The following is a 21757-nucleotide window of genomic DNA, read 5'->3' as shown; positions in this document are numbered from 1 at the left end:
GCAACGCCGCGCCGCCGAGGAACCATGGCCTCCATCGCTGCTGAAGTCGGCGTATCGCGCACCACGGTATCCAACGCCTACAACCGGCCCGAACAGCTCTCCCCAAAACTGCGCGAACATATCCTCGCCGTCGCCCACCGGCAGGGCTACCCCGGCCCAGACCCCATGGCCCGACACTTGCGCACCCGCCGCGCCGGAGCCGTTGGCGTACTGCTGACAGAGGAACTGTCCTTCGCCTTCGACGACCCCGCCAGTGTCGAATTCCTCGCCGGGCTGGCCGAAGAATGCGGCGTGCGGGAATCCTCACTGATGATCATCCCGGCCAGCTCAGGTGCAGGAAAGGCCGGGGAGGACCTTATCCGTGGCGCCGCCGTCGACGGCATGATCGTCTACTCCGTCGCCGACGATGACCCATTCCTCGATATCGTCGCCCGCCGCGGCCTGCCCACCGTCATCTGCGACCAACCCACCGGGCGCACCCACCTGCCTTTCGTCGGCATTGATGACCACGCCGCCATCCAGCCGGCCGTGCGCCGCCTTACTGACCTAGGCCACCGCCGTATCGGCATCCTCTCGGTGCGGCTATCCCGCACCCAGCACGACGGCCCCGTGCGGCCTGCCGATCTCGCCGACGCGCACCACCACGTCCAGCGGTTCCGCATTGAAGGCGCCCTCGAAGCGCTTGCCGACGCTGGTATCACCGACGTGCCCATCGTCGGCAGGCACCTCAATACCCGCACCGCCAATGATGAAGCCGCCGCCGAGCTGCTCGGCAATAACCCGGACCTGACTGCCGTGGTGTGCACCACCGACACCCAGGCCCTGGCTGTGCTGCGCTACGCCAGCGCGCACAATATCCGGGTGCCAGAAGACCTCTCCGTCACTGGCTTCGACGGCATTGAGTTAGCCTTGCGCGCCGGGCTGACCACCATCATTCAGCCCAACCGCGAAAAAGGCCGCGCCGCTGGGCAGGTGCTGTTCAACGAATCCAACCAGCGGGTGATCCTGCCCACCGAATTGTTCCCCGGAGCTACTGTCGCGCCTGCTCGCGAGCGTCCTTGAGGTCTCGTAAAAACTCCGTGACCGCTGCGGTATCAGCCAGCCGGCAGTTCGCCGCGGTGTCTCCCGGGCCCACTTTGACGCCCACATCGGTGCCGGTGAGCACCTCCATGGCTGACTCGTCGGTGACATCATCACCGATAAACAGCACCGTCTGCTGGTCGGTGCGGGCCTCCTTGAGCCAGGAACCCTTCGTTATCTGCACCACCGAGATCTCCAGGACGTCTTTGCCGTCGGTGAGGTACAGGCCCGGGACGGGGTGCATATGGGCGCGCACGAGGTCCAGAATCTTCGTGCGCTGCACCGCACCGTGCACCTGGCGCACGTGCACCACCCGGGAGGCAGGCTTTTTCTCAACCCACGCGCCCGGGGTGTCCGCAATGAGCTCATTGACCCGAATATCAATCGCGGAGAGCAAATCCGTCTGCGCGCCGTCGATATCCACGCCTTGGTCAGTTTCCGCACCGTGGCTGCCCACCAGCCCCACACTGGGGCCGAAGTCGGCGAGCTGGCGCAGGTCCTGCATCCGGCGGCCGGAAACGACCACAACATCGGTGTCGGGCAAAGCAGCCAATCCTTGCAGTGCCTCAGCATTACCGGGGCGGGGGGTGGCCGCCATCGGGTCATCGGAAAAATCAGCCAAGGTGCCGTCGTAGTCGACGGCTACCAGCAGCTGACTGGCGCGGCAGAGTTGGGCAATGGCATCACTGGAGTCGATCTTCACGCCATCGACACTACCTACGACTAAGGTCGGCGCATATGGAACCTTTGCGCGACCTAGATGAGTGGTCAATCCGACGAGCACTCGGCGAATTCGCTACCGGCATTACTGTCGTCACCACCAAAGGGCCCTACGGTTTTGCCTGCCAATCTTTTACCTCGCTTAGCCTCAATCCGCCGTTGGTTCTTTTCACAGTGATGCGCACCTCGCGGACATGGCCATTTATTGAAGAAAACGGCACTTTTACGGTCAATGTGCTCACCGCTGAGCAGCAGCACATCTCCGAAACCTTCGGTCACTCCGCGCGCGATAAGTTCGCCGTGGGCACCTGGGAGGACTCTCCGCTGGGTAACCCGGCATTGGTGGGCAGCGCGATCTGGATCGACTGCGAGGTTCACCAAGTCCATGACGGCGGCGACCACCATATTGTGATCGGCCGGGTGTGCGATATCGGCCACCGGCAGGATGAAGGCACAAAACCCCTGGTGTATCACCGTGGTTCCTATACGCGCCTCGACGACCCCGGGCACGATGCGGACCGCGCCGCTATGTCGGATCAGCGCCCATCTTTGTAAACTTTCCCCATGCGAATGACACCAGCGCGACTGCGCCGATATATGTGGCTATGGCCGCCGTACCTCGGCGCCGGAGTGCGAGTAACCGAATGCGCCGAAGACGGCTCCCGGCTTGTCGTACAGCACCGCCAGCGCCCCTGGAATACCAACGCCCTGGGCATCATTTTCGGCGGCACCATGCAGTCCATGACGGACCCGTTCTACACGCTGCTGGGCCTCATCCGGCTCGGCCACGACTATGTGGTGGTCGACAGCGCAGCCGAGATTGAATTCCTGGCCAGGGGGCGTGGCACCGTAACGGCGGTTATTGAATTCACCGACGCGGACCTGGCTGATATTAAAGCCAACACCGCCGCCGGGCAGGCCTACCGCAAGTGGTTCAGCACGGAGATCACCGACGAGTCCGGCACTGTCATCGCCCGGGTACGCCGCCAGCTCTATGTGCGGCTTAAGCCGAAGGCACGGCCGCAAAACCCCCAGGAGCCTGGCCCGCAGGGGTCTTCCCAATGACATAACCGCGCAGCGCGTCGTCTTTGACTTCCAGCCGCAGCGGGCCACGAACTTGCCGACGTAGGCGCTGGTCGAATACCCGCTCATCGTCAGTGCAGTCCGTGGTGCGCAGGATGTCGGGTTTCTCAAAATCGGCGGTGGTGTCATCCACCCACGTCAATTCGCCGCGCCACTGGCCGCACTGCGAGCTGCCGGTATATGAGGTACGTCCTAGTACCAGCGTTGGGGGAGCGGTCGGCTTAGCCGGCGCCGTCGGCAAGCCCGGGTCGTCATAGACATGCGTGATCTGCCAGGAGGTGTCGGCCAGCAGATCACTGGTGCTGCTACAACCCACCAGCACTAATGCGCACCCAATCGCGGCGAGACGCTTCACGATTCCAGATCCCCCAGGAAATTCGAGGCCCATAGCTTCACATCATGGTCACGTACCTGGGCGTGGAGTTTCGACATCCGCTCCTGAGAACCGGACAGGGCACTCATCACCGCCCGCTTCATTGACTCCTGATCATGCGGGTTGCACAGGAAAGCGTCGGAAAGCTCCACCGCAGCACCGGTGAACTCAGACAGCACCAGCGCACCAGAACCATCGGGATGGCAGGCCAAGTACTCCTTGCACACCAGGTTCATGCCATCGCGCAGCGCGGTGACCAGCATGACGTCGGCGGCGGAATATAAATCCAGCAGGCGGGCAAACGGCACCGGGCGGTGAATGTAATGGATCACCGGGTGGCCCAACCGGCCATAGCGGCCATTGATCCGGCCCACGGCTTGTTCCACCTCAGCGCGCAGCCGTCGGTAATCCTCGACGCGCTCACGCGAGGGAGTAGCTACCTGCACCAAAACAGCGTCCTCAGGCTCCAGGGCGCCGCTGTCGAGCAGTCCCTCAAAAAGCTCCAGGCGCTGCAGGATGCCCTTGGTGTAGTCCAGGCGATCCACGCCGAGCAGCAAATGCTTCGGGTTGCCCACAGCCGCGCGGACCCCCGCAGCATCAGAATTGAGGGCCTGCGCAATAACGCTGCCGGAATCAATCGAGATCGGGTACCCGCCCACGTGCACGCGCCGACCATCAGTGGCGGTCACCTGGTTGCCGTCGACCTGCAGCTCATCCGGCAGGCCCGTATGCGAAGAACCGCGGCCACCAATATTGGCGCACAATTCCAAGAAATTCTGGGCGCACTCCTCAAGCTGGAAACCCACCAGGTCAGCACCCAAAAGGCCGCGCACGATCTCTTCGCGCCACGGCAACTGGCGGAAAATCTCCGCCGCCGGGAACGGGATATGCAGGAAAAAGCCGATCTTGACGTCGGGACGCAACTGGCGCACGATGCCCGGCACCAGCATCAGCTGATAATCCTGCACCCAAATCGTCGCACCCTCATCGGCATGCTCCACCGCAGCGCGGGCGAAACGGTCATTAACTTCGCGGTAGGACTCCCACCAATCCCCGTCATACTTCGGGGTGACAATAAGACCATGCAGCAACGGCCACAGGGTGGCGTTGGAAAACCCCTCATAGAACTGCTCGTATTCCTGGGCGGATAGCTCCACCGGGAATAGGTGCAGGCCTTCGTCGGTGGTGAGCTCTTCGGGGGCAGTGATATCGCCCTGCGTGCCAGGCCACCCCACCCAGGCGCCGTCCTGGGCCAACAGCACAGGGGTCAGTGCAGTAACAAGACCACCCGGGCTGGACTCCCAGCGCACCTCATCGCCATCGACAACAGGCGCAACCGGCAGCCGGTTACTGACAACAACCAGGTCAGCCACTACTAAGCCTTCTTAGTGGTCTTTTTAGCCGCCTTCTTCGTCGCCTTTTTCGCGGACTTCTTGGCGGTCTTCTTCGTGGCCTTTTTCGCGGACTTCTTAGCGCTCTTCTTGGCGGATTTCTTAGCCGCCTTCTTCGAAGCCCTCTTCTTCGGGCCGGTCTTGGAGCTAGAGCGGGTGCGCGCGGCTTCCTGCTCCTCCAGGTACTCCTTCTCGACCTTCTTGAACTTCAGGCCATCTGGCTCGATGCCCAGCATGCACATCAGCTGCACGCAATCGAAAAAATCGTCCGAAAGCGACGCAACGATCTTTCGCGCGTCCGCTGCCGTGCGTTCCTCGACCTTGACGAGAGCCTCGTTCTGCGCAGTGCGGGTGTCGGTAACCTTCGGCGGCACGGATTCTCCTTTTGATGAGCGGCGTTGTAAGTGACCTATTCTACCAGCGGCGGTTTACGCCGCATCCGGCGAATCCGGGGGCGCATAATATTGCCGGCCCGGTGCACCATCCGGGGACGCCGCAACCGGCGGGCCATCCACTCACCAAGTACCAGGCCAGCGGCCAAAGCTGACGCCGCCGCCAAGGCCGCGAATAAGGCGGTAAAGCCCACCACATTCTGCTCATGCAGCATGCCGTAGAGGCCACGGTAGATAGACATGCCCGGCAACATCGGAGTGATACCAGCAATAGCGGTCACCAATGGCGGCACCGCGTAGCGACGCGAAAGCAAACCGCCAGCCAAACCCACCGCAGTCGCTGCGATACCAGCAGCGGCAATGGGGCCCACACCCATCGGGATCAGCAGGTAGTAGTTCAACATCGACCCCAGCAGGGCAGTCAGGCCGGTGACAATAAGGCCCTTCAGGTTCGCCTGGGAGGCCATGGCAAAAGCCACCGCCGCTGCGGTGCCAGCAAAGACCTTCACCGTCGACTGGGCGAAACCAATCGGGGGAGCGGCATCGACAATCGGCAAGTGCACATTGAGCAGGTTGAGCAGCTCAAAGCCCATTGCCACGCCGACGATGATGCCGCCAGTGAGCAGCATCGTGTCGAAGAACCGCGCAGAACCAGTCACCGGGGCGCCGGTGATGCCGTCCTGCAATGCCTGCACCAGCGTCAGGCCCGCCAGCATCACGATGATGCCAGAGGCAATAATGCGCGAGGGCGGCAGTGCGTAGTCGAACTGCAAACCAATCTGGTAGCACAGGGCAGCGAAGGTGGTGGCAATAAAACCACCCGTCGCATTGAGGAAGAATGCTGGCAGACTGCGCAGGGCCAAGGCACCAATCGCGGTGACAATGGCGAGGGTGGCGAAGAAACTCGATATCGCCACAAGCATATTTGAGCCGAATAGCAGCGAGACAGACGCGGCCATCGTCGCCCACGCCAGGTAGACCACGCGCATCCGGTAGCGCGGCGGTGCCTCTTCGATATCGGTCATGACGCACAGAGCGTCGTCAAGCGTGATGAAACCGCCACGAATATCGCGCACCAGGCGATCCACCCGGGCGAGTTTTTCCATATCCACCGTGGTGGACTCCACCACGCGCAGTGCGGTCACCGGGACGCGCCGCTCACCGATGAGGTGGAAGACCGTGACAGAAGTCAGGGTGATATCCACCTGCACTCGGGTCAGGCCGAAGGCGGCGGTAACCGCCCGCAGTTGCACCACCGTGTCATTATTTCCGGTGCCGCACGCCAGCAACTGGCCACCGATTCGTGCCGCCAACTCCAACACGTCACTGACCTGGTTGGGGTCCTTATAATCAATCGGTGCCAGCGGCAACGGGGCGCTCGCGGAGCGGACCAAGTCCACGGTCGCGGTCGGCCCCCGAAGCCATTTTCGTAAGCCCATCGGCATCACCTTTCGACTTCCTTGTACGATGTTGCGCAGTGCCGGAGTGGCGCAATTGGCAGCGCGCCCGCCTTGTAAGCGGATGGTTGTGGGTTCGAGTCCCATCTCCGGCTCCACGTGAGCATAGGTCAGGAGGCCCTCATGCCGGAACGTAGCAACACCAATCGCACGTTGGTTATCGTTTTCAGCGTCTTAGCAATCGCTGCTGCGCTGCTCATCGGGGCGTTATTCGCCAAGGTGGCTAGCGAAAATGAGCCCGCCAATGTGCTTGCTGCTGCCACGACAAGCGAGTCGACGGCGCCCACAATGCTTGAAGCCGGTTCCACCACTGTTGTGGAGACCCGCACGATTCATGTGTGCGAGATCGGTAATGGTTACGGTGTTTCGCATATTGGTGTCGAAGGCGACGGAAGCTGCGATACCGCCTCGGACTACATGCGGTCTTTGGTCAGGGGCCATAACCCCGATGAGGATGTGCTTGCCGACGTTGCCGCCGACCGGCCGGAATGCACCCAGCGCGGCACGGCCCGGCTACGGTGCGAAGCCGATGATGGCACTTTCGTGTGGCTATGGGATGAAGCCAAGTTCGGATAATTCGCGCGACAAAACGCTACATTTTTACATATGTCTTTACGGGAACGGATTGTCGGACGCTTCGCTGACCGGGTAACTCCGGGGATGCTGCGTCAATTTCTTAACGCCTGGCCGCCGCTGGCTGCTGCCGGCATCAGGATCACCGATATTGCCAGTGACTGGTCTGGTGGTCGGCTCGAGCTGCGAGTTAACCGGCTCAACGCCAATATGCACGGCGTGGCGTTCGGGGGCACCCTGTTCTCTATGACCGATGTGCTTTTCGGCACCTTGGTGATGCAGCGGCTTGGCTCAGAATATGAGGCCTGGACGCGCACCGGTTCCTTCGAGTTCATCCGCCCGGGCCGTCGCGGCACCTACCTTGAAGTCGAAGTGTCCGACGAATTGATCGACCAGATCCATGCTGATCTCGCTGGTGGTTACTCCACGGTCGTCCAGTACACCTCTGTGGTGCGCGATGCCGGCGGTGGGCTGGTCGGCATTGGTCACCAGGACCTGTATGTGCGCCGTCGCGGCGGCATGAAGCCGCCACCGAACCCGAACCTGGTCAACCGCGTGGCGGGGGAGAACCTCATTGCCGCGGCGCGCACCATGGCCCGTCTGGGCTGGCGTGATGAGCTTGAGCGGCTCACCGAGCACGAACGTGTGGCACGTCGTTGTATCGATCCTCGTGCCCGCGCTGTGGCGTGGCTGCAAGGTGTGCCCGGTGCTGACGAGGACTTCATCGCCGCTGGTATGCCCCCTGAGGTCATGGATGCGATTAACGGCAAGCGCACCCCGGAGTCAGTTCCGCTGCTTGATGAGGTAGATGCCGCGCGGGCCTCCTTGGCGCAGTACTAGACCGAGGTGCTGACAGTCATCGGTAAGGGGTAATTCGTTCCGATCCACCGGGCGTGGCGAATACGAGGAAAACCGCGTTCAATTGGGGAAGCGGGCTGTCAATACCGGCGGCCCCTGCCCCCACCCGCTAGCCGAAAGGCCATGCATGAACGTCTCAGAACAACTCATCGACACCCTCGTCGCCAATGGCGTGCGCCGCATCTACGGCCTCGTCGGAGACAGTCTCAACCCTGTCGTTGACGCAGTGCGCTGCAATGATGACATCGAGTGGGTGCACGTCCACCACGAGTCCTCCGCTGCCTTCGCTGCTGGCGCGGAATCACTCATGACTGGGGAACTCGCCGTGTGCGCAGGTTCCTGCGGCCCCGGCAACCTGAACTTGCTCCAAGGCGTCTACGACGCCCACCGCAATGGCGCAAAACTTCTGGTGTTGGCTTCGCATATCCCGTCGGAGCAGATCGGCACCAACTTCTTCCAGGAAACCCACCCCGAGCAGCTGTTCGCGGAATGCTCCGGCTACTGCGAGATGGTCAATTCCCCGGCGCAGGGGGCGAAGATTTTGCACAACGCCATCCAGTCGACCGTCGCTGGTGCTGGTGCTTCAGTGCTGGTGCTGCCCGGTGATATCGCCGAGTCCAAGGCTGCCGACTCGCCGGTTCTGCAGTCCGCGATCACTGCAACCCGCCCTGCTGGAGTGCCATCCGACGACGAGGTCCAGGCACTTGCCCACGCGATTAATGAGGCAACCACGGTCACCATTTTCGCTGGTGCCGGCGCTTCCCGGGCCGAGACCCTGCAGCTGGCGGAGAAAATCCAGGCCCCCGTCGGCCACGCCCTTGGCGGCAAGGAGCACATCCAGTACGACAATCCCTTTGATGTTGGCATGTCCGGCCTGCTGGGCTACGGCGGCTGCCAGGACGCGCTTGATGATGCCGACCTGACCATCATGATCGGCACCGACTTCCCGTACGAGAGTTTCCTGCCGCACGATAACGTCGCCCAGATTGACGCCAAGCCGGAAAATATTGGTCGCCGCACCACCGTGCGCTACCCGGTAGCAGGAGATTCGGCGGAAGTTATCCGGCGACTACTGCCGCTGGTGGATGCCAAGGATTCCGAATTCCTGCATAAGCAGCTGAAAAATCACGCCCGCGAGCTGGAGAAAGTCGTCGAGGCCTACACCACCGGGGTGGAAAACCACACACCGATTCACCCCGAGTTCGCCGCCCGCGAGCTGGATAAGCTCGCTGCCGATGACGCGGTATTCACCTCCGATACCGGCATGAATAACGTGTGGGCCGCCCGCTACATCACCCCCAATGGGCGCCGCCGCGTGCTGGGTTCCTGGCGCCACGGCACCATGTCGAATGCTTTGCCGCATGCCATTGGGGCCAGCTGCACTGACCGCACCCGCCAGGTCATTTCCTTATCCGGTGATGGTGGCCTGGCCATGCTGATGGGGGAGCTGCTCACCGTGCGTCGGCACAACCTGCCGGTGGTCATCGTGGTGTTCAACAATTCCTCACTGGGCATGGTCAAGCTGGAGATGCTCGCCGCCGGCGACCCCGATTTCCAGACCGACCACGAGCCGGTCAATTACGCCAATATCGCCGAAGGCTGCGGTATCCGTGGGGTGCGCATTGAGGACCCGAAGCGGCTCAAAGAGCAGCTTGCCGACGCACTGTCCACCAATGGTCCGGTGCTAGTCGATATCGTCACCGACCCCAATGCCATGTCAATGCCGCCAGAGATCGACTTTGAACAGCTGCGCGGTTTCGCCAAGGCGTCGGCACGCACTGTCATGTCCGGTGGGGTGGGCGAGATGATTCAACTGGCCAAGTCGAATCTGCGCAATATTCCCCGGCCCTAGTCCACTTCACGCAAGGCGTCGCGAACAATGACGAGCACACGCTCGTCGGTCGCGACGTCTTCGTGAAGCACGACCGCACGCGGGTGCCGGTCCTGGAGCATGATGTTCTCCACCGTGCCCACGCCACCGTCGTCAAGGAAACACGACGATGATGGCTTAATCAGCTGATCGGTGCGCGAAGCGATGCAGGTGTAGGTCACCCCAGGGGCGAGCACGTCCCGATCCGCGACCGAATCCACCAGCTCAGAGCCGGTAATCTGGTCCAGCGCGGACTGGCCCCAATAACTGTGCACCAAACTCTGCAATAAACCTTCCGCGCCGGGCACCTTGAGCAGAGCAGAAGCACGCCCACCCAGCGGGGTGCCGTGATTCGGTGCCGCTAAACACACCACATGCCGAATCTGCTCCGTGGAGCTAAAAGACAGCAGTGTCGATAGCAGCCCGCCTTGACTGTGCCCCACCAGAATTGCGCGCTCCCCGCCTGTTGACCACAGCACGGCATGGATATAGGCACGCAACTCATCAAGAGATTGCGCCAGCGGGTTCGTGGCCCGGAAACCATAATCGGGCGCGAAAACAGCCCACCCATCCTCGCGCAGCATCTCGCCAAGGCCGGCCCACACACTCTTCGAATGCCCGGTGCCATGCAACAAGATCACCGGGTAGGGGCGCTCCTCAGTGACCTTGGCCAGCCAGTTGTCCTCGAAAATTCCCCTCCGGGTGACGTAGGTGGCAAGGGGCGCAGTATTCGCCACGGCCTAGGAGCGCCCGTCAGCGCCGGTGCCCAGTTCGGCACGCAGTGCCTCTGCGGCGGCATCCATTTTGGCCTCGTCCGGGTTGCGCAGCACATTCGACAGGTCATAGCCGGACATATCGTGCGCCGGGAAAATGTGGATATGCGCATGGGGGACTTCAAAACCTGCAATGAGGTAGCCAGCCCGCGGTGCGTCGAAGGCATCAATCACAGCGCGCCCAATCATCTGCGCGACCTCATTCATGCGGGCCCACAGCTGGGGCGGGGCATCGGTCCAACGGTCCACTTCCTGCACCGGAACGACGAGCACGTGACCGTACGCGATCGGTTCGATGGTGAGGAATGCGGCGACAGTGTCGTCACGGTAGACGAAACGTCCGGGCAGCTCGCCCTCGATGATTTTCGTGAATACGGTTGCCATGTCTCAAAGATAGCGGGACTGCAGTTATTGCGCTGGCAGTTAGAATCGCAAATATGCGCATCCTTGTTCTTGGTTCCGGTGCCCGCGAGCACGCCCTCCTCAACGCAATGCAGGGACACCAGCTCCACGTCGCCCCCGGCAATGCCGGGATGACGGCCCTGGCTGATCTGCATTCCATCGACCCCGCCGACGCTGACGCCGTCGTCACGCTAGCCAAAGAGCTCAACCCCGACCTCGTCGTCATCGGCCCCGAAGTGCCACTCGTCGAAGGCGTCGCCGACGCCCTACGCGCCGCCGACTACCCAGTTTTCGGCCCCGGCCGCGAAGCCGCCCGCATCGAAGGGTCCAAAGCATTCGCGAAAGACGTCATGGCCGCTGCCGGGGTGCGCACCGCCCAAGCCCAGGCAGTGCACACCGTCGCCGAGCTCGACTCTGCACTCGATAATTTCGGCCCCAACTACGTGGTCAAGGACGATGGCCTGGCTGCCGGTAAGGGCGTGGTGGTCACCGATGACCGCGCCGCCGCTTTTGAGCATGGCCGGGAGGTCATCGAATCCGGCAACCCAGTGCTGCTCGAGTCCTTCCTCGACGGCCCCGAAGTGTCCCTGTTCTGCCTGGTCGATGGCACCACTGTCGTGCCACTGCTGCCCGCCCAGGACCATAAGCGCGTCGGCGAAGGAGATACCGGCCCCAATACCGGCGGTATGGGTGCCTACACGCCACTTGAATGGCTGCCCGAAGGCGCCACCCAACAGATTGTTGACGAGGTCTGCATCCCCGTGGCCCGCGAAATGGCCCGCCGTGGCTGCCCGTTCTCCGGTCTGCTCTACGCCGGCCTGGCCTGGGGTGCTGAAGGGCCCGCCGTGGTCGAATTCAACTGCCGCTTCGGTGATCCCGAAACGCAGGCGGTGCTCGCCCTTCTGGAGTCCCCGCTTGCCGACGCCCTCTACGCCACAGCCACCGGCAGCCTTGACCAGCTCCCGCCGCTGCAGTGGCGCGATGGTTATGCATTGACTGTGGTGCTTGCCGCGCATGGTTACCCGGCCAGTACCCGCACCGGTGACCCCATTGGGGGTGCCGAGCCGGGCCGTGAAGCTGATGGCATTTTGCATGCTGGCACTGCCCGCAATGACGAAGGGGATGTGGTCTCCGCCGGAGGCCGCGTACTCAACGTCGTTGCCACAGGTCAGACCCTTGAACAGGCTCGGGAACGGGCCTATGAAACCCTGGACACCATTTCGCTGCCAGGCTCCCATGCCCGCCGCGATATTGCCCTGCCCGCAGTGGAAGGACGCATCACTATCTAGGGTGTATCGTCCTGAAAATGGCACTGGTACGTAGGCCACGCCCCCAAGCTGCGGTGGCTGTTGGTTTTGCTTCTATCATCCTCATCGGTACAGCCCTGTTGATGGCGCCATTTTCCACCGCGCCGGGCCACACCACTTCCCCCTCTGACGCACTATTCACCGCCACGTCCGCGGCGTGTTTGACCGGCCTCGTCACCGTCGACACGGCCACGCACTGGTCCCATATCGGCCAGTTCATCATCATGGTGCTCATCCAGCTCGGCGGCCTCGGGTTTATGACGCTGGCCTCCCTGGCCATCCTGGCTCTTTCCGGCCAGATGGGGCTGCGGGCCCGCGATGGTGCCAGTGCTGAGGGACGCGGTGTGGCCCTAGGTTCGGTCTCTGCTGTAGCACGCGCCACCCTGCTATTTACCCTGGTTGTTGAGGTCGTGGTCGCTGCCGTATTAACGGCCCGGTTTCATTCCGCCTACGACATGCCCCTTGCCAGCGCGGTATGGCAGGGCGTGTTTCACTCCATCTCTGGTTTCAATAACGCAGGCTTTGCGCTGTACAGCGATAATGTCATTGGATTCGTTTCTGACGCCTGGGTGCTTTTGCCGCTGGCTTTTGCCCTGATGGTTGGTGGCCTGGGTTTTCCGGTTTTGCGTGAGGTGTGGCTGCGGCCCCGGCGCTGGTCACTCACAGCGCGGCTTACTTTTATCGGCACTGCCGTGTTGGTTCCGGCCGGTGTGCTGCTTGTGGCTTTCGGTGAGTGGGAAGGCGCGATGGCCGGGCTGTCTTTCGGCGATAAGCTGCTGAACGCATTTTTCGCCGGGGTGAGCCCCCGTACTGCTGGTTTTAATGCCCTGGACTACGCCGAATTTCACCGCTCGACACTGATCGGTACCGATATTTTGATGTTTATTGGTGCAGGCTCAGGTGGTACCACCGGCGGGGTGAAGGTCACAACAGCGGCGGTGCTGGTTGCCGCGGTTATTGCCGAGGTGCGTGGCGATAATTCCGTCGCCCTGGGTGGCCGCACTGTGCCTGCGGCAGTGTTGCGGCAGGCCTTGTCGATTCTGTCTTTTGGTGTCCTGCTTGTTGTTGGTTCGACGACGTTCATCCTGTTCGTCGCCCCGCAGTTTTCTACCGACCAAATTCTTTTTGAAACCACTAGCGCATTCGCCACGGTGGGACTATCAACAGGTATTACCGGTGTGCTGCCGCTGGCTGCGCAATTCAACATTATTTTGTTGATGTTCGCTGGTCGTGTGGGGCCTGTCGCATTGGCAACCGCCATGGCGATGCGCCCGCAGGTGCGCCGTTATACCTACCCAGAGGAAAGGCCCTTCATTGGCTAGAAAGCACAATTCTCACGTCGTCATTCTTGGTCTGGGCCGGTTCGGTCAGGCGCTGGGCGAGGAGTTGATGTCCGGTGGGGTGGAGGTGCTGGGCGTCGATTCGGATTCCCGCCGGGTGCAGATGTTGTCGGATTCTTTCGACCACATTGTGCATGCCGACACCACCATCCCTGGTGCGTTGCAGGAACTTGGCGTCCATGAGGCTAAGCGTGTTGTTGTTGCCATTGGCGCGGATCTTGAGGCCTCTTTGCTCACCACTTCTGCGGTGGTGGATTTTGGGGTGCCGTCGATTTGGGCGAAGGCGGATAGCCCTGCCCATGCGAAGATTCTTAGCCAGATTGGTTGTCACCATGTGATTCGCCCGGAGGCCGATACTGGCCGTCGGGTTGCTCATCTTATTGGTGGTGGGGTGCAGGAATACGTCGAGTTCGACCATGATTTCGCGGTTGCTCGGATTGCCCCGCCGGTATCTGCCTTGGGTCACCGCGTCGGTGAGATTAACGCTTCTGGGGATGTGGAGATCCTTGGTTTGCGGCAGGGTGGGCAGCGTTTCCGCCGTGCGCTTGCCGACGATGTGCTCGCCGCTGGTGACTTGGTTCTTGCCGGTGGACCGGCGCGTAGCGTGGAGTCCTTCGCGGCGCGCTCCTAGACTGGGGGCGTGACTATCGCCAATGTTCTCGCCACCCGTTATGCCTCCCCGGAGATGACCCGCCTCTGGAGCCCGGAGCACAAGATCATTCTGGAGCGCCAGCTTTGGATTGCTGTGCTGAAGGCCCAGCAGGCCCGCGGTATCGATATCCCCGATGACGTCATTGCCGCCTATGAGTCGGTGATTGACCAGGTGGATCTTGATTCCATCGCCGAGCGGGAGCGCGTTACCCGCCACGATGTGAAGGCCCGTATTGAAGAGTTCTGTGCTTTGGCCGGCTCGGAGCATATCCATAAGGGCATGACCAGCCGCGATCTGACTGAGAATGTGGAGCAGTTGCAGGTCGTTGCTGCGCTGCGCATGATTCGCGACAAGATGGTTGCTGCCACTGTGCGCACCACTGAACTCGCCGAGCAGCATCGCGATCAGGTGATGGCTGGTCGTTCGCATAATGTTGCCGCCCAGGCCACCACGTTGGGTAAGCGTTTCGCCTCTGCTGCGGAGGAGATGCTGCTGGCCACGGAGAATATTGACCATGTGCTGGACACCTACCCGGCGCGTGGCATTAAGGGCCCGATGGGCACTGCCCAGGACATGTTGGATCTGCTTGATGGGGATGAGGAAGCGCTGGCCTCCTTTGAGCAGGAGATCGCCGCTGGCCTGGGCTTTGATCATGTTTTTGATTCCGTCGGCCAGGTCTATCCGCGCACCCTTGATGTGACTGCGTTGTCGAGTCTGGTGCAGGCCGGTGCTGGTATGTCTTCGTTGGCCACCACGATCCGGTTGATGGCTGGTAATGAGACGGTGACGGAGGGCTTTAAGGAAGGCCAGGTCGGTTCTTCGGCCATGCCGCATAAGATGAATGCTCGCTCCTGTGAGCGTGTGAATGGTTTCCAGGTGCTGCTGCGCGGCTACTTGATGATGGTTTCGGATCTGTCTGGCAACCAGTGGAATGAGGGCGATGTGTCCTGTTCGGTGGTGCGCCGGGTTGCGCTTGCCGACGCTTTTTTCGCCGCCGATGGCATGTTGGAAACCTTCCTGACGGTGTTGACTGATTTCGGTGCGTTCCCGGCCATGTTGGAGCGTGAGCTTGAGCGTTATTTGCCGTTCTTGGCTACGACCCGGATTTTGATGGCGTGTGTGCGCGCTGGTGTGGGTCGGGAGACCGCGCATGAGGTGATTAAGGAACATGCGGTAGCGATGGCGTTGGATATGCGGGAGAAGGGCGCTGATCAGAACCTCATCGAGCGGCTTGCCGACGATGACCGCATCCCGTTGGATCGTGCGCAGCTTAGCGACGTTTTGGCTGACCGGGCGGCCTTTACGGGTGCGGCCGGCGCGCAGGTGGATCGGGTTGCGAAGCGGGTGTCGGAATTGGCCACGCGCTACCCAGTCGCTGCTAAGTACCAGCCGGGTGACATTTTGTAGTTCGCTGTTGTGGCCGCCGTCTGGGCCTATTTCTCGTAGTAATTGAGATTTGGGTCTGGACGGCGGCTTCATGCGGGCCTAGCATTGGTATTGCTAACCCACCAAGACAAGGGTTTGCTTAATTTCCGTGAGGAAGTACTGATGCGACTCCTACATAGCGTCATAGTGGCACTGCTATTCCTGATGGTGCCTGCAGTAGCAATGGCAGCGCCCACCCAGGACGTGCCGACATGTGAAAAGGGAGTCACCAACCCAGATGGATCAACGCGTACTTATCGTGACTACGCGTTGTGTATGGCCGCTGAGCTCGACGAAGCTCAGGAAGCCTATGACAGCGGTGATACCCAAAAGGCCCTCGACGAAGTCGGTGAGGCGTATTTCGGCTGGTATGAGAATAATCTCGAGCCCGCGTCGATGACGCTGGCGGGCAACCGCAAGGTCAAGATGGAGGGGCGGTTTACCCGCCTCAAGATCGCAATCGGCGGTGCAGCACCAGCTGAGGAAGTCCATCAGGACATCGAAACCCTCAAGATCGCTGTTGCGCGAGACGCGATGGCACTGGACGGCATTATCGGTGATGATGCCCCGGAAAGCGCTGGTCGTGACCTCTTTGACGGTGATGCTGCGCAGGTAGAAACAGATCAAAGCACCATGCGCTGGGTCGATTTCTCCACCGCTTTCGCGCTGTTGCTACGGGAAGGCTTGGAAGCGCTCCTCGTTGTCGCCGCGATTGTGGTCTACCTCGTGCGCAGTGGAAATAAGCACCTCCTGAAGTCTGTGGCCGTGGGCGTCGGCGCAGCTGTCGCGCTGTCCTTCGTCTTGGCCTGGGTGATGCATTTCTTCACCGGCGGGGCCAGCAAAGCCTCTGAGCTATTCGAGGGATTCACGATGTTCCTCGCCGTAGGCATGTTGTTCTACGTCGCCAAGTGGATGCTGGCTCGCGCCTCACGTGAGAAGTGGGACAACTATGTAGCTGGTGTTGTTGACACCCGGGTGTCGAAGGGGGCGGCCAAAGCCCTGATTTTCACGGTCTTCATCACCGTGATTCGTGAGGGCGCGGAGCTCGTCTTGTTCTACACAGCGGCTTTCGCCTCCGGCGGGCACGATAGGACAGCTATTGCAGGTGGTTTCCTGGCCGCCTGTGCCGTTTTGGCTGTGATCTATGTGCTGTTCCGGTTCGGCGGTTCCAAGCTGCCGGTTGGCCCCATTTTCTACTCCACCGCGATTCTGCTTCTTGCCATGTGTTTGTCCTTCGTCGGCAAGGGCGTTGCAGAACTCAAGGAGGGCGACTTCATCCTGGGCGATACGAACCTGCCCTGGATGTCCCACTACTTGCCTGAATTAGGCATCTACCCGTGGGCAGAAACTCTTCTGCCGCAGCTGATTTTGCTTGTCGCTGCGGTGTGGATGGTTGCTGCCCATGCCATTAATAACCGCAAATCACAGCCAAAACTAGTACCGGCTGAGAAGGAGAATCCTCCACATGAAGACCACTAATAAGCGAGTTCTGGCAGCCGTTGCCGTTGGTGTGCTCGGCCTTGCTGGCTGTGCTGATAACGACGGCAGCGTCAGCGACGCAGCCGACGCCGCCGCCGACAGCGCCAGCAGCGCTACCGAAGCAGCCAAGGGCGATGACGAGGGCAATAAGGAAGAATCCGGCGAAGCCAGCGACGCTGTTGAGGTCAACGCTCGACCCGACGAGTGTGGCCTGCAGGAGCAGGAGGGCCCGACCGCTTCCTTCGGCCTGTTCGATGCTGCCGTGATGTTCTTCCAGCCGGGTCAGATGGCCCCGAACCCCAACTCCACGATGGAGATGCTCGACTACGACGAGTCGCAGATGCATATCGAGTTGGACCTGAAGGCCAATGCTTATGCCACCAACTGGGGCTACTCAGTTGATGAGACCCCGGCCAACCTGAAGATCGCCTACAAGATCGAAACCAAGGACGGCGATGAGGTCGACACCGGCATGATGATGCCGATGAACGCTATCGATGGTTCCCACTACGGCACCAACCTGGCCAAGGACACCATCAAGAAGCCGGGTGACTATAAGCTCACCGTCACCATTTTCCCGCCCAGCGACTACGACATCCACTCCGACTACATCACCGGTGTTCCGGCTACTGAGTGGTTCGGTCCGCTGACCCGCACTATGGACTGGAAGATCACCCAGGAGAATCTGGATGCCATCGAGAAGGCAACCGTGAAGGATCCGATGACTCCGCCGGAAGAGTGCAAGGACTACCAGAAGAAGATGTTCGAGGATAAGACTGCCGAGAAGAATCTTCAGGAAGCCGAGGATGAAACCCCGCTGGATATGCCGTCCATGGGCGGCCACTCCGGCCATAGCGACCACTCCGACCATGAGGATCACAACGACGAGTAATTCGGCATAGTCTGAGCCACAACGGATCGACGAAAGGCGCCCCAACCATTGCGGTTGGGGCGCCTTTTGGTGCTACTGAGCAGCCTGATTAATCAATCCGGTGCACAGCGCCGGTGAAGTGCGGGCGCTTCTTCTTACCGTGCCACGCGACGATCTCGCGACCTTCGGCACAGTCAGTAATCGCCAACTGCACCGTGGCGGGCAGCACGACGGGGGCGGCGAACGAGATAGTGAACTCGAACGGGCCGGTCACGTCGGCTTCAGCCAGGGCACGCGAGGCGGTGTACATACCGTGTGCGATGGCGGCGGGCATGCCCAGCGCCTTCGCGGTCAGACCAGTGATGTGGATCGGGTTCCAGTCACCAGAGATAGCGGCCCATTTGCGGCCGGTATCGCCGGACAGGCGCCACTGGGCAGTGGGGGTCGGGACGCGGAACTTCTCCCGCTGCCCACCCTCAGCGGGCAGCACATCCTTCAGACGACGGCCCTTGGCCAAATACACCGAACGTTCCTCAACGAGGACAGTATCGGTGCCAGCGGCCTTCACCGTGGCGTCCAAGAGAACCTCGGTGCCGGCGCGGTGCTCACGGAAACCAGAGACACGCACCTCAAGATCCACCGTGGAGTCCACCGGGACGTCGGCAAGCTGACGGTAGGTGTTGTCGGTGTGGACCAGGCCCATCATCGGCAGCGGGAAATCGTCAGCAGCCATCAGCTCCAGCTGCAACGGCATGATGAGCGAATGCACGTGGCCGAAGAAGGCGTTATCGGACAGCGGAGCGCCAACGAGGCGACGGAACTGTTCGTCACGTTCGCGCGGCACAGCAGCGCCGTTGACCGCCAGCGCGGGAGTGCGTAGCTCCGTGGAGTTCGGGCGCTTCTTGGCCATGCCGACGGCGGCCTTCGCGTACAGCGGGGCCAGTTCAGGGACAGCGGACAGAGTCTTAGTCATATACAGCTCCTAGGCGCCGACGATGTTCTGGCCACACACGCGCAGCACGTGACCATTAACGCCCAGGGCCTGGTCAGAGACCAGGAAGGCGATGGCGTTAGCGACGTCGAGAGGCAGACCACCCTGCTGCAGGGAGTTCACCCGGCGGGCGACCTGACGGTTGACGAACGGCACGGCGGCGGTCATCTCGGTCTCGATGAAGCCCGGTGCCACGGCGTTGATATTGCCGCCCTTCTCAGCGAAGGTGTCCGCCAGGGACTCGACCATGCCAATCACACCGGCCTTGGACGCGGCGTAGTTGGTCTGGCCACGGTTGCCGGCAATACCGGAGGTGGAGGCCAGCGACACGATACGCGGGGAATCCTGGAAGGCCGGGTGGGCCAGCAGCTGCTCATTCATCTTCAGCTGGGATTCGATATTCACCGCAATGACGGCACCCCAACGGGCCTCGTCCATATTGGCGAGCATCTTGTCGCGGGTAATGCCGGCATTGTGCACCACAATGTCCAGGCGGCCATAACGCTTCTCAGCGGCGTCGGCGATGATCGTGCCGGCGTCATCAGCGGTGATGTCCTGCTGCAGTGCCAGGCCGTCGATCTCATTGGCGACCTTGGCGAGGTTATCGCCAGCGGCGGGAACGTCGATGACAATGACCTTGGCGCCCAGCTCGGCCATCTGCTTTGCGATAGCAGCACCAATGCCACGGGCGGAACCGGTCACAGCGGCAACCTTGCCGGCCAGCGGCTTATCCCAATCCTCGGGCAGGTCACCGGCGGCGGAGGACACCCGCAGGAACTGGCCGTCGATGAAAGCGGAGCGGCCTGAGAGCAAGAAGCGCAGCGAAGCCAGCACCGACGGAGCGGAAATATCCACACCGTCTTCGACGAGGACACCATTAGCGGTGGAGCCGCCACGGACCTCGTGGCCCAGGGAACGCACGATGCCTTCGACACCGCCGCGCACGGCGTTGAGGGCCGGGTCGGTGATATCGGTGGACTTGGCGCGGGAAACGACAACCACGCGGCCGCCCTTATCCAGCTTGCGCAGGTGCTTCGCGGCGGCGAGCACCGGGTCCTGCAGGTCGGTGGGGCGGGCGGCGTCGGTCAGCACAACCACAATGGCGCCGACCTTATCGTCACCAGCCTGGTCACGACGGACATTGAGATCCCACTCGCCGAGGGCATTGGCGATGGTGTCTGCGTCCGCGCCGGAACCGGTGATGAGGACCTTATTGTTATTGCCCAGCACGCCGGCGCCCTTCTTGTGGCGGCGCAGGAACGGGGGCTGGGGCAGGCCCAGCGACTTGGCGACACCGGTGAGCGGGCCGCCGTTGACGAGATCCTGATACTTATCAGCCATGAAAAATCAAACTCCTTTTAGGTATTAGGGGCGAGCCTCGAGGATGGCGACAACGCCCTGGCCGCCGGCAGCACACACGGAAATCAGGCCGCGGGTGAGCTCGCCGGTTTCGTCGGTCTTGGCGCGCAGCATCTTGGCCAGCGAGGCCGCGATCCGGCCACCGGTAGCGGCGAAGGGGTGACCGCAGGCCAGCGAGGAGCCATTGACGTTGAGCTTCTCGCGCGGCACGGAACCAAAGGCGCCGTCCAGGCCGAGCTGCTCGCGGCAGAACTCTTCGTCTTCCCATGCCTTCAGGGTGGACAGCACCGTGCCGGCGAAAGCCTCGTGAATCTCGAAGAAGTCGAAATCATCGAAGGTCAGGCCGTTTCGGGCCAACATGCGCGGGGTGGCGTAGGCCGGGGCCATCAGCAGGCCCTCGGCGCCGTGCACGAAGTCCACAGCGGCGGCTTCGGAGTCGACCAGGTCGGCCAGCACCGGCAGGCCACGCTCATTGGCCCACTCTTCGGAAGAGATGAGCACCGCGGAGGCACCGTCGGTAAGCGGGGTGGAGTTACCAGCGGTCATCGTCGGCTCAGCTTCCAGGCCGCGGCCGAAGACCGGCTTGAGCTTGCCGAGCTTTTCGACGGTGGAGTCGGCACGCAGGTTGGTGTCGCGGGTAACGCCCTTGAACGGGGTCATCAGGTCGTTGAAGAAGCCCTCATCGTAGGCGCGCGCGAGGTTCTGGTGGCTCTTGGCGGCCAGTTCATCCTGCTCTTCGCGGGTGACACCCCATTTGGCGGTGGTGATGGCCTGGTGCTCGCCCATGGACAAGCCGGTGCGCGGCTCACCGGTGGAGGGAGCAGCGGGGGCGAAGTCCGAGGGGCGCAAGGAGCCGAAGATCTTGACCTGGTCCATCGGGGACTTGGCGCGGGTAGCGTCAAGCAGCTTCACACGCAGGTCATCGGACAGTGCCAGCGGGGCGTCGGAGGTGGTGTCCACGCCGCCGGCGATACCGGAATCGATCTGGCCCAGCTTGATCTTGTTGGCAATGGAGCTCATGGCTTCCATGCCGGTCGCGCAGGCCTGCTGCACGTCGAAAGCGGGGGTAGTGGGGGAGAGTGCGGAGCCGAGCACGCACTCGCGAGTGAGGTTGAAGTCACGGGAGTGCTTCAGCACAGCACCTGCGGCGACCTCGCCGAGCCGCTCATCGGCTAGGCCAAAGCGGGCGATGAGCCCGTCGAGGGCAGCGGTGAGCATGTCCTGGTTGGAAGCGTGGCTGTACTCCTTATTGGAGCGAGCGAACGGTATGCGGTTGCCGCCGACGATAACTGCGCGGCGAATTTCCTGGGAAGCCATGTGGTAGTGAACCTCTCCTGTCCCTATTTGTGAGGTGAGTAACT

The 21757-nt window shown here is 61.8% G+C and carries 22 protein-coding genes and 1 tRNA gene; 13 read left to right on the top strand and 10 right to left on the bottom strand.

What is annotated here, in order from left to right:
• Positions 1-24: 24 nt before the first annotated feature.
• Positions 25-1062 (top strand): LacI family DNA-binding transcriptional regulator, encoded by a 1038-nt coding sequence (locus KRX51_RS08215; RefSeq protein ID WP_218362861.1) that lies wholly within the window; start codon positions 25-27, stop codon positions 1060-1062.
• Here the strand turns inward: KRX51_RS08215 and otsB are convergent.
• Complete coding sequence (otsB, locus tag KRX51_RS08210; RefSeq protein WP_218362662.1) at positions 1031-1783, bottom strand: trehalose-phosphatase; 753 nt, start codon at positions 1781-1783, stop codon at positions 1031-1033. The two genes, KRX51_RS08215 and otsB, sit on opposite strands and share 32 nt — an antisense overlap.
• A 35-nt stretch (positions 1784-1818) precedes the next feature.
• Between otsB and KRX51_RS08205 the strand changes: the two genes are divergently transcribed.
• Together KRX51_RS08205 and KRX51_RS08200 are read left to right on the top strand one after the other, a co-directional pair.
• A complete protein-coding gene (locus tag KRX51_RS08205; RefSeq protein WP_218362661.1) occupies positions 1819-2355 on the top strand; it encodes a flavin reductase family protein in 537 nt (178 codons plus the stop codon).
• Positions 2356-2364: 9 nt separating this feature from the next.
• Positions 2365-2865: a DUF4442 domain-containing protein gene (locus tag KRX51_RS08200; protein ID WP_218362660.1), complete on the top strand. Its 501-nt coding sequence runs from the start codon at positions 2365-2367 to the stop codon at positions 2863-2865.
• Here KRX51_RS08200 and KRX51_RS08195 read toward each other — a convergent pair.
• From KRX51_RS08195 to KRX51_RS08180, 4 genes are read right to left on the bottom strand one after another with little or no spacing between them, the layout of a single operon-like run.
• Positions 2804-3238, bottom strand: a complete 435-nt coding sequence (locus KRX51_RS08195; RefSeq protein WP_218362659.1) for a hypothetical protein — start codon at positions 3236-3238, stop codon at positions 2804-2806. The two genes, KRX51_RS08200 and KRX51_RS08195, sit on opposite strands and share 62 nt — an antisense overlap.
• Complete coding sequence (locus tag KRX51_RS08190) at positions 3235-4629, bottom strand: trehalose-6-phosphate synthase (RefSeq protein WP_218362658.1); 1395 nt, start codon at positions 4627-4629, stop codon at positions 3235-3237. The genes KRX51_RS08195 and KRX51_RS08190 overlap by 4 nt, the downstream gene beginning before the upstream one ends.
• A gap of 2 nt (positions 4630-4631) precedes the next feature.
• Positions 4632-5021 carry a hypothetical protein gene (locus tag KRX51_RS08185; RefSeq protein ID WP_218362657.1) on the bottom strand — a complete coding sequence of 130 codons (390 nt, stop codon included), beginning with the start codon at positions 5019-5021 and terminating at the stop codon, positions 4632-4634.
• Positions 5022-5056: 35 nt separating this feature from the next.
• A complete protein-coding gene (locus tag KRX51_RS08180) occupies positions 5057-6478 on the bottom strand; it encodes a threonine/serine exporter ThrE family protein (protein WP_255549571.1) in 1422 nt (473 codons plus the stop codon).
• A gap of 40 nt (positions 6479-6518) precedes the next feature.
• Between KRX51_RS08180 and KRX51_RS08175 the strand changes: the two genes are divergently transcribed.
• From KRX51_RS08175 to KRX51_RS08160, 4 genes are all read left to right on the top strand, one after another.
• Positions 6519-6594, top strand: a tRNA-Thr gene (locus KRX51_RS08175).
• A 25-nt stretch (positions 6595-6619) separates the two neighbouring features.
• Positions 6620-7072, top strand: a complete 453-nt coding sequence (locus KRX51_RS08170) for a hypothetical protein (RefSeq protein ID WP_218362655.1) — start codon at positions 6620-6622, stop codon at positions 7070-7072.
• A 30-nt stretch (positions 7073-7102) separates the two neighbouring features.
• Positions 7103-7909, top strand: a complete 807-nt coding sequence (locus tag KRX51_RS08165) for a PaaI family thioesterase (protein ID WP_218362654.1) — start codon at positions 7103-7105, stop codon at positions 7907-7909.
• Between the two features lie 145 nt (positions 7910-8054).
• On the top strand, positions 8055-9779 hold the full coding sequence (locus KRX51_RS08160; protein ID WP_218362653.1) for a pyruvate dehydrogenase: 1725 nt from the start codon (positions 8055-8057) through the stop codon (positions 9777-9779).
• Here KRX51_RS08160 and KRX51_RS08155 read toward each other — a convergent pair.
• Both KRX51_RS08155 and KRX51_RS08150 read right to left on the bottom strand, forming a co-directional pair.
• Positions 9776-10534 (bottom strand): esterase/lipase family protein, encoded by a 759-nt coding sequence (locus KRX51_RS08155; RefSeq protein WP_370625075.1) that lies wholly within the window; start codon positions 10532-10534, stop codon positions 9776-9778. The two genes, KRX51_RS08160 and KRX51_RS08155, sit on opposite strands and share 4 nt — an antisense overlap.
• A gap of 3 nt (positions 10535-10537) precedes the next feature.
• On the bottom strand, positions 10538-10954 hold the full coding sequence (locus tag KRX51_RS08150) for an HIT family protein (protein ID WP_218362652.1): 417 nt from the start codon (positions 10952-10954) through the stop codon (positions 10538-10540).
• 53 nt (positions 10955-11007) lie between these two features.
• Here KRX51_RS08150 and purD point away from each other — a divergent pair, with 53 nt between their 5' ends.
• The 6 genes from purD to KRX51_RS08120 all read left to right on the top strand — a co-directional run bounded on the left by purD (position 11008) and on the right by KRX51_RS08120 (position 18067).
• Entirely contained in the window at positions 11008-12261 is a 1254-nt protein-coding gene (gene purD, locus KRX51_RS08145) for a phosphoribosylamine--glycine ligase (RefSeq protein WP_218362651.1), read from the top strand.
• 17 nt (positions 12262-12278) lie between these two features.
• The gene (locus tag KRX51_RS08140; protein WP_218362650.1) at positions 12279-13601 is read left to right on the top strand and encodes a TrkH family potassium uptake protein; all 1323 of its coding nucleotides are present in this window, start codon (positions 12279-12281) and stop codon (positions 13599-13601) included.
• Positions 13594-14250 carry a TrkA family potassium uptake protein gene (locus KRX51_RS08135; RefSeq protein ID WP_218362649.1) on the top strand — a complete coding sequence of 219 codons (657 nt, stop codon included), beginning with the start codon at positions 13594-13596 and terminating at the stop codon, positions 14248-14250. Before KRX51_RS08140 ends, KRX51_RS08135 begins: the two co-directional genes overlap by 8 nt.
• Before the next feature lie 54 nt (positions 14251-14304).
• Positions 14305-15678 carry an adenylosuccinate lyase gene (gene purB, locus KRX51_RS08130; protein ID WP_370625087.1) on the top strand — a complete coding sequence of 458 codons (1374 nt, stop codon included), beginning with the start codon at positions 14305-14307 and terminating at the stop codon, positions 15676-15678.
• A 141-nt stretch (positions 15679-15819) separates the two neighbouring features.
• Positions 15820-17175: an FTR1 family protein gene (locus KRX51_RS08125; RefSeq protein ID WP_218362647.1), complete on the top strand. Its 1356-nt coding sequence runs from the start codon at positions 15820-15822 to the stop codon at positions 17173-17175.
• Positions 17162-18067, top strand: coding sequence for an iron transporter (locus KRX51_RS08120; RefSeq protein WP_218362646.1), 906 nt, complete (start codon positions 17162-17164; stop codon positions 18065-18067). Before KRX51_RS08125 ends, KRX51_RS08120 begins: the two co-directional genes overlap by 14 nt.
• A gap of 88 nt (positions 18068-18155) precedes the next feature.
• Here the strand turns inward: KRX51_RS08120 and KRX51_RS08115 are convergent, their stop codons facing one another.
• Genes KRX51_RS08115 through KRX51_RS08105 form a run of 3 tightly spaced genes read right to left on the bottom strand, consistent with a single transcriptional unit; the run spans position 18156 to position 21713 of the window.
• The gene (locus tag KRX51_RS08115; protein ID WP_218362645.1) at positions 18156-19019 is read right to left on the bottom strand and encodes a MaoC/PaaZ C-terminal domain-containing protein; all 864 of its coding nucleotides are present in this window, start codon (positions 19017-19019) and stop codon (positions 18156-18158) included.
• Between the two features lie 9 nt (positions 19020-19028).
• The gene (locus tag KRX51_RS08110) at positions 19029-20378 is read right to left on the bottom strand and encodes a 3-oxoacyl-ACP reductase (protein WP_218362644.1); all 1350 of its coding nucleotides are present in this window, start codon (positions 20376-20378) and stop codon (positions 19029-19031) included.
• Between the two features lie 24 nt (positions 20379-20402).
• Complete coding sequence (locus tag KRX51_RS08105) at positions 20403-21713, bottom strand: acetyl-CoA C-acetyltransferase (RefSeq protein ID WP_218362643.1); 1311 nt, start codon at positions 21711-21713, stop codon at positions 20403-20405.
• Positions 21714-21757: the final 44 nt, after the last annotated feature.

This window comes from Corynebacterium sp. TAE3-ERU12, from assembly GCF_019209905.1.
GTDB lineage: Bacteria > Actinomycetota > Actinomycetes > Mycobacteriales > Mycobacteriaceae > Corynebacterium.
This window is presented reverse-complemented; position numbering and strand designations above follow the sequence as displayed.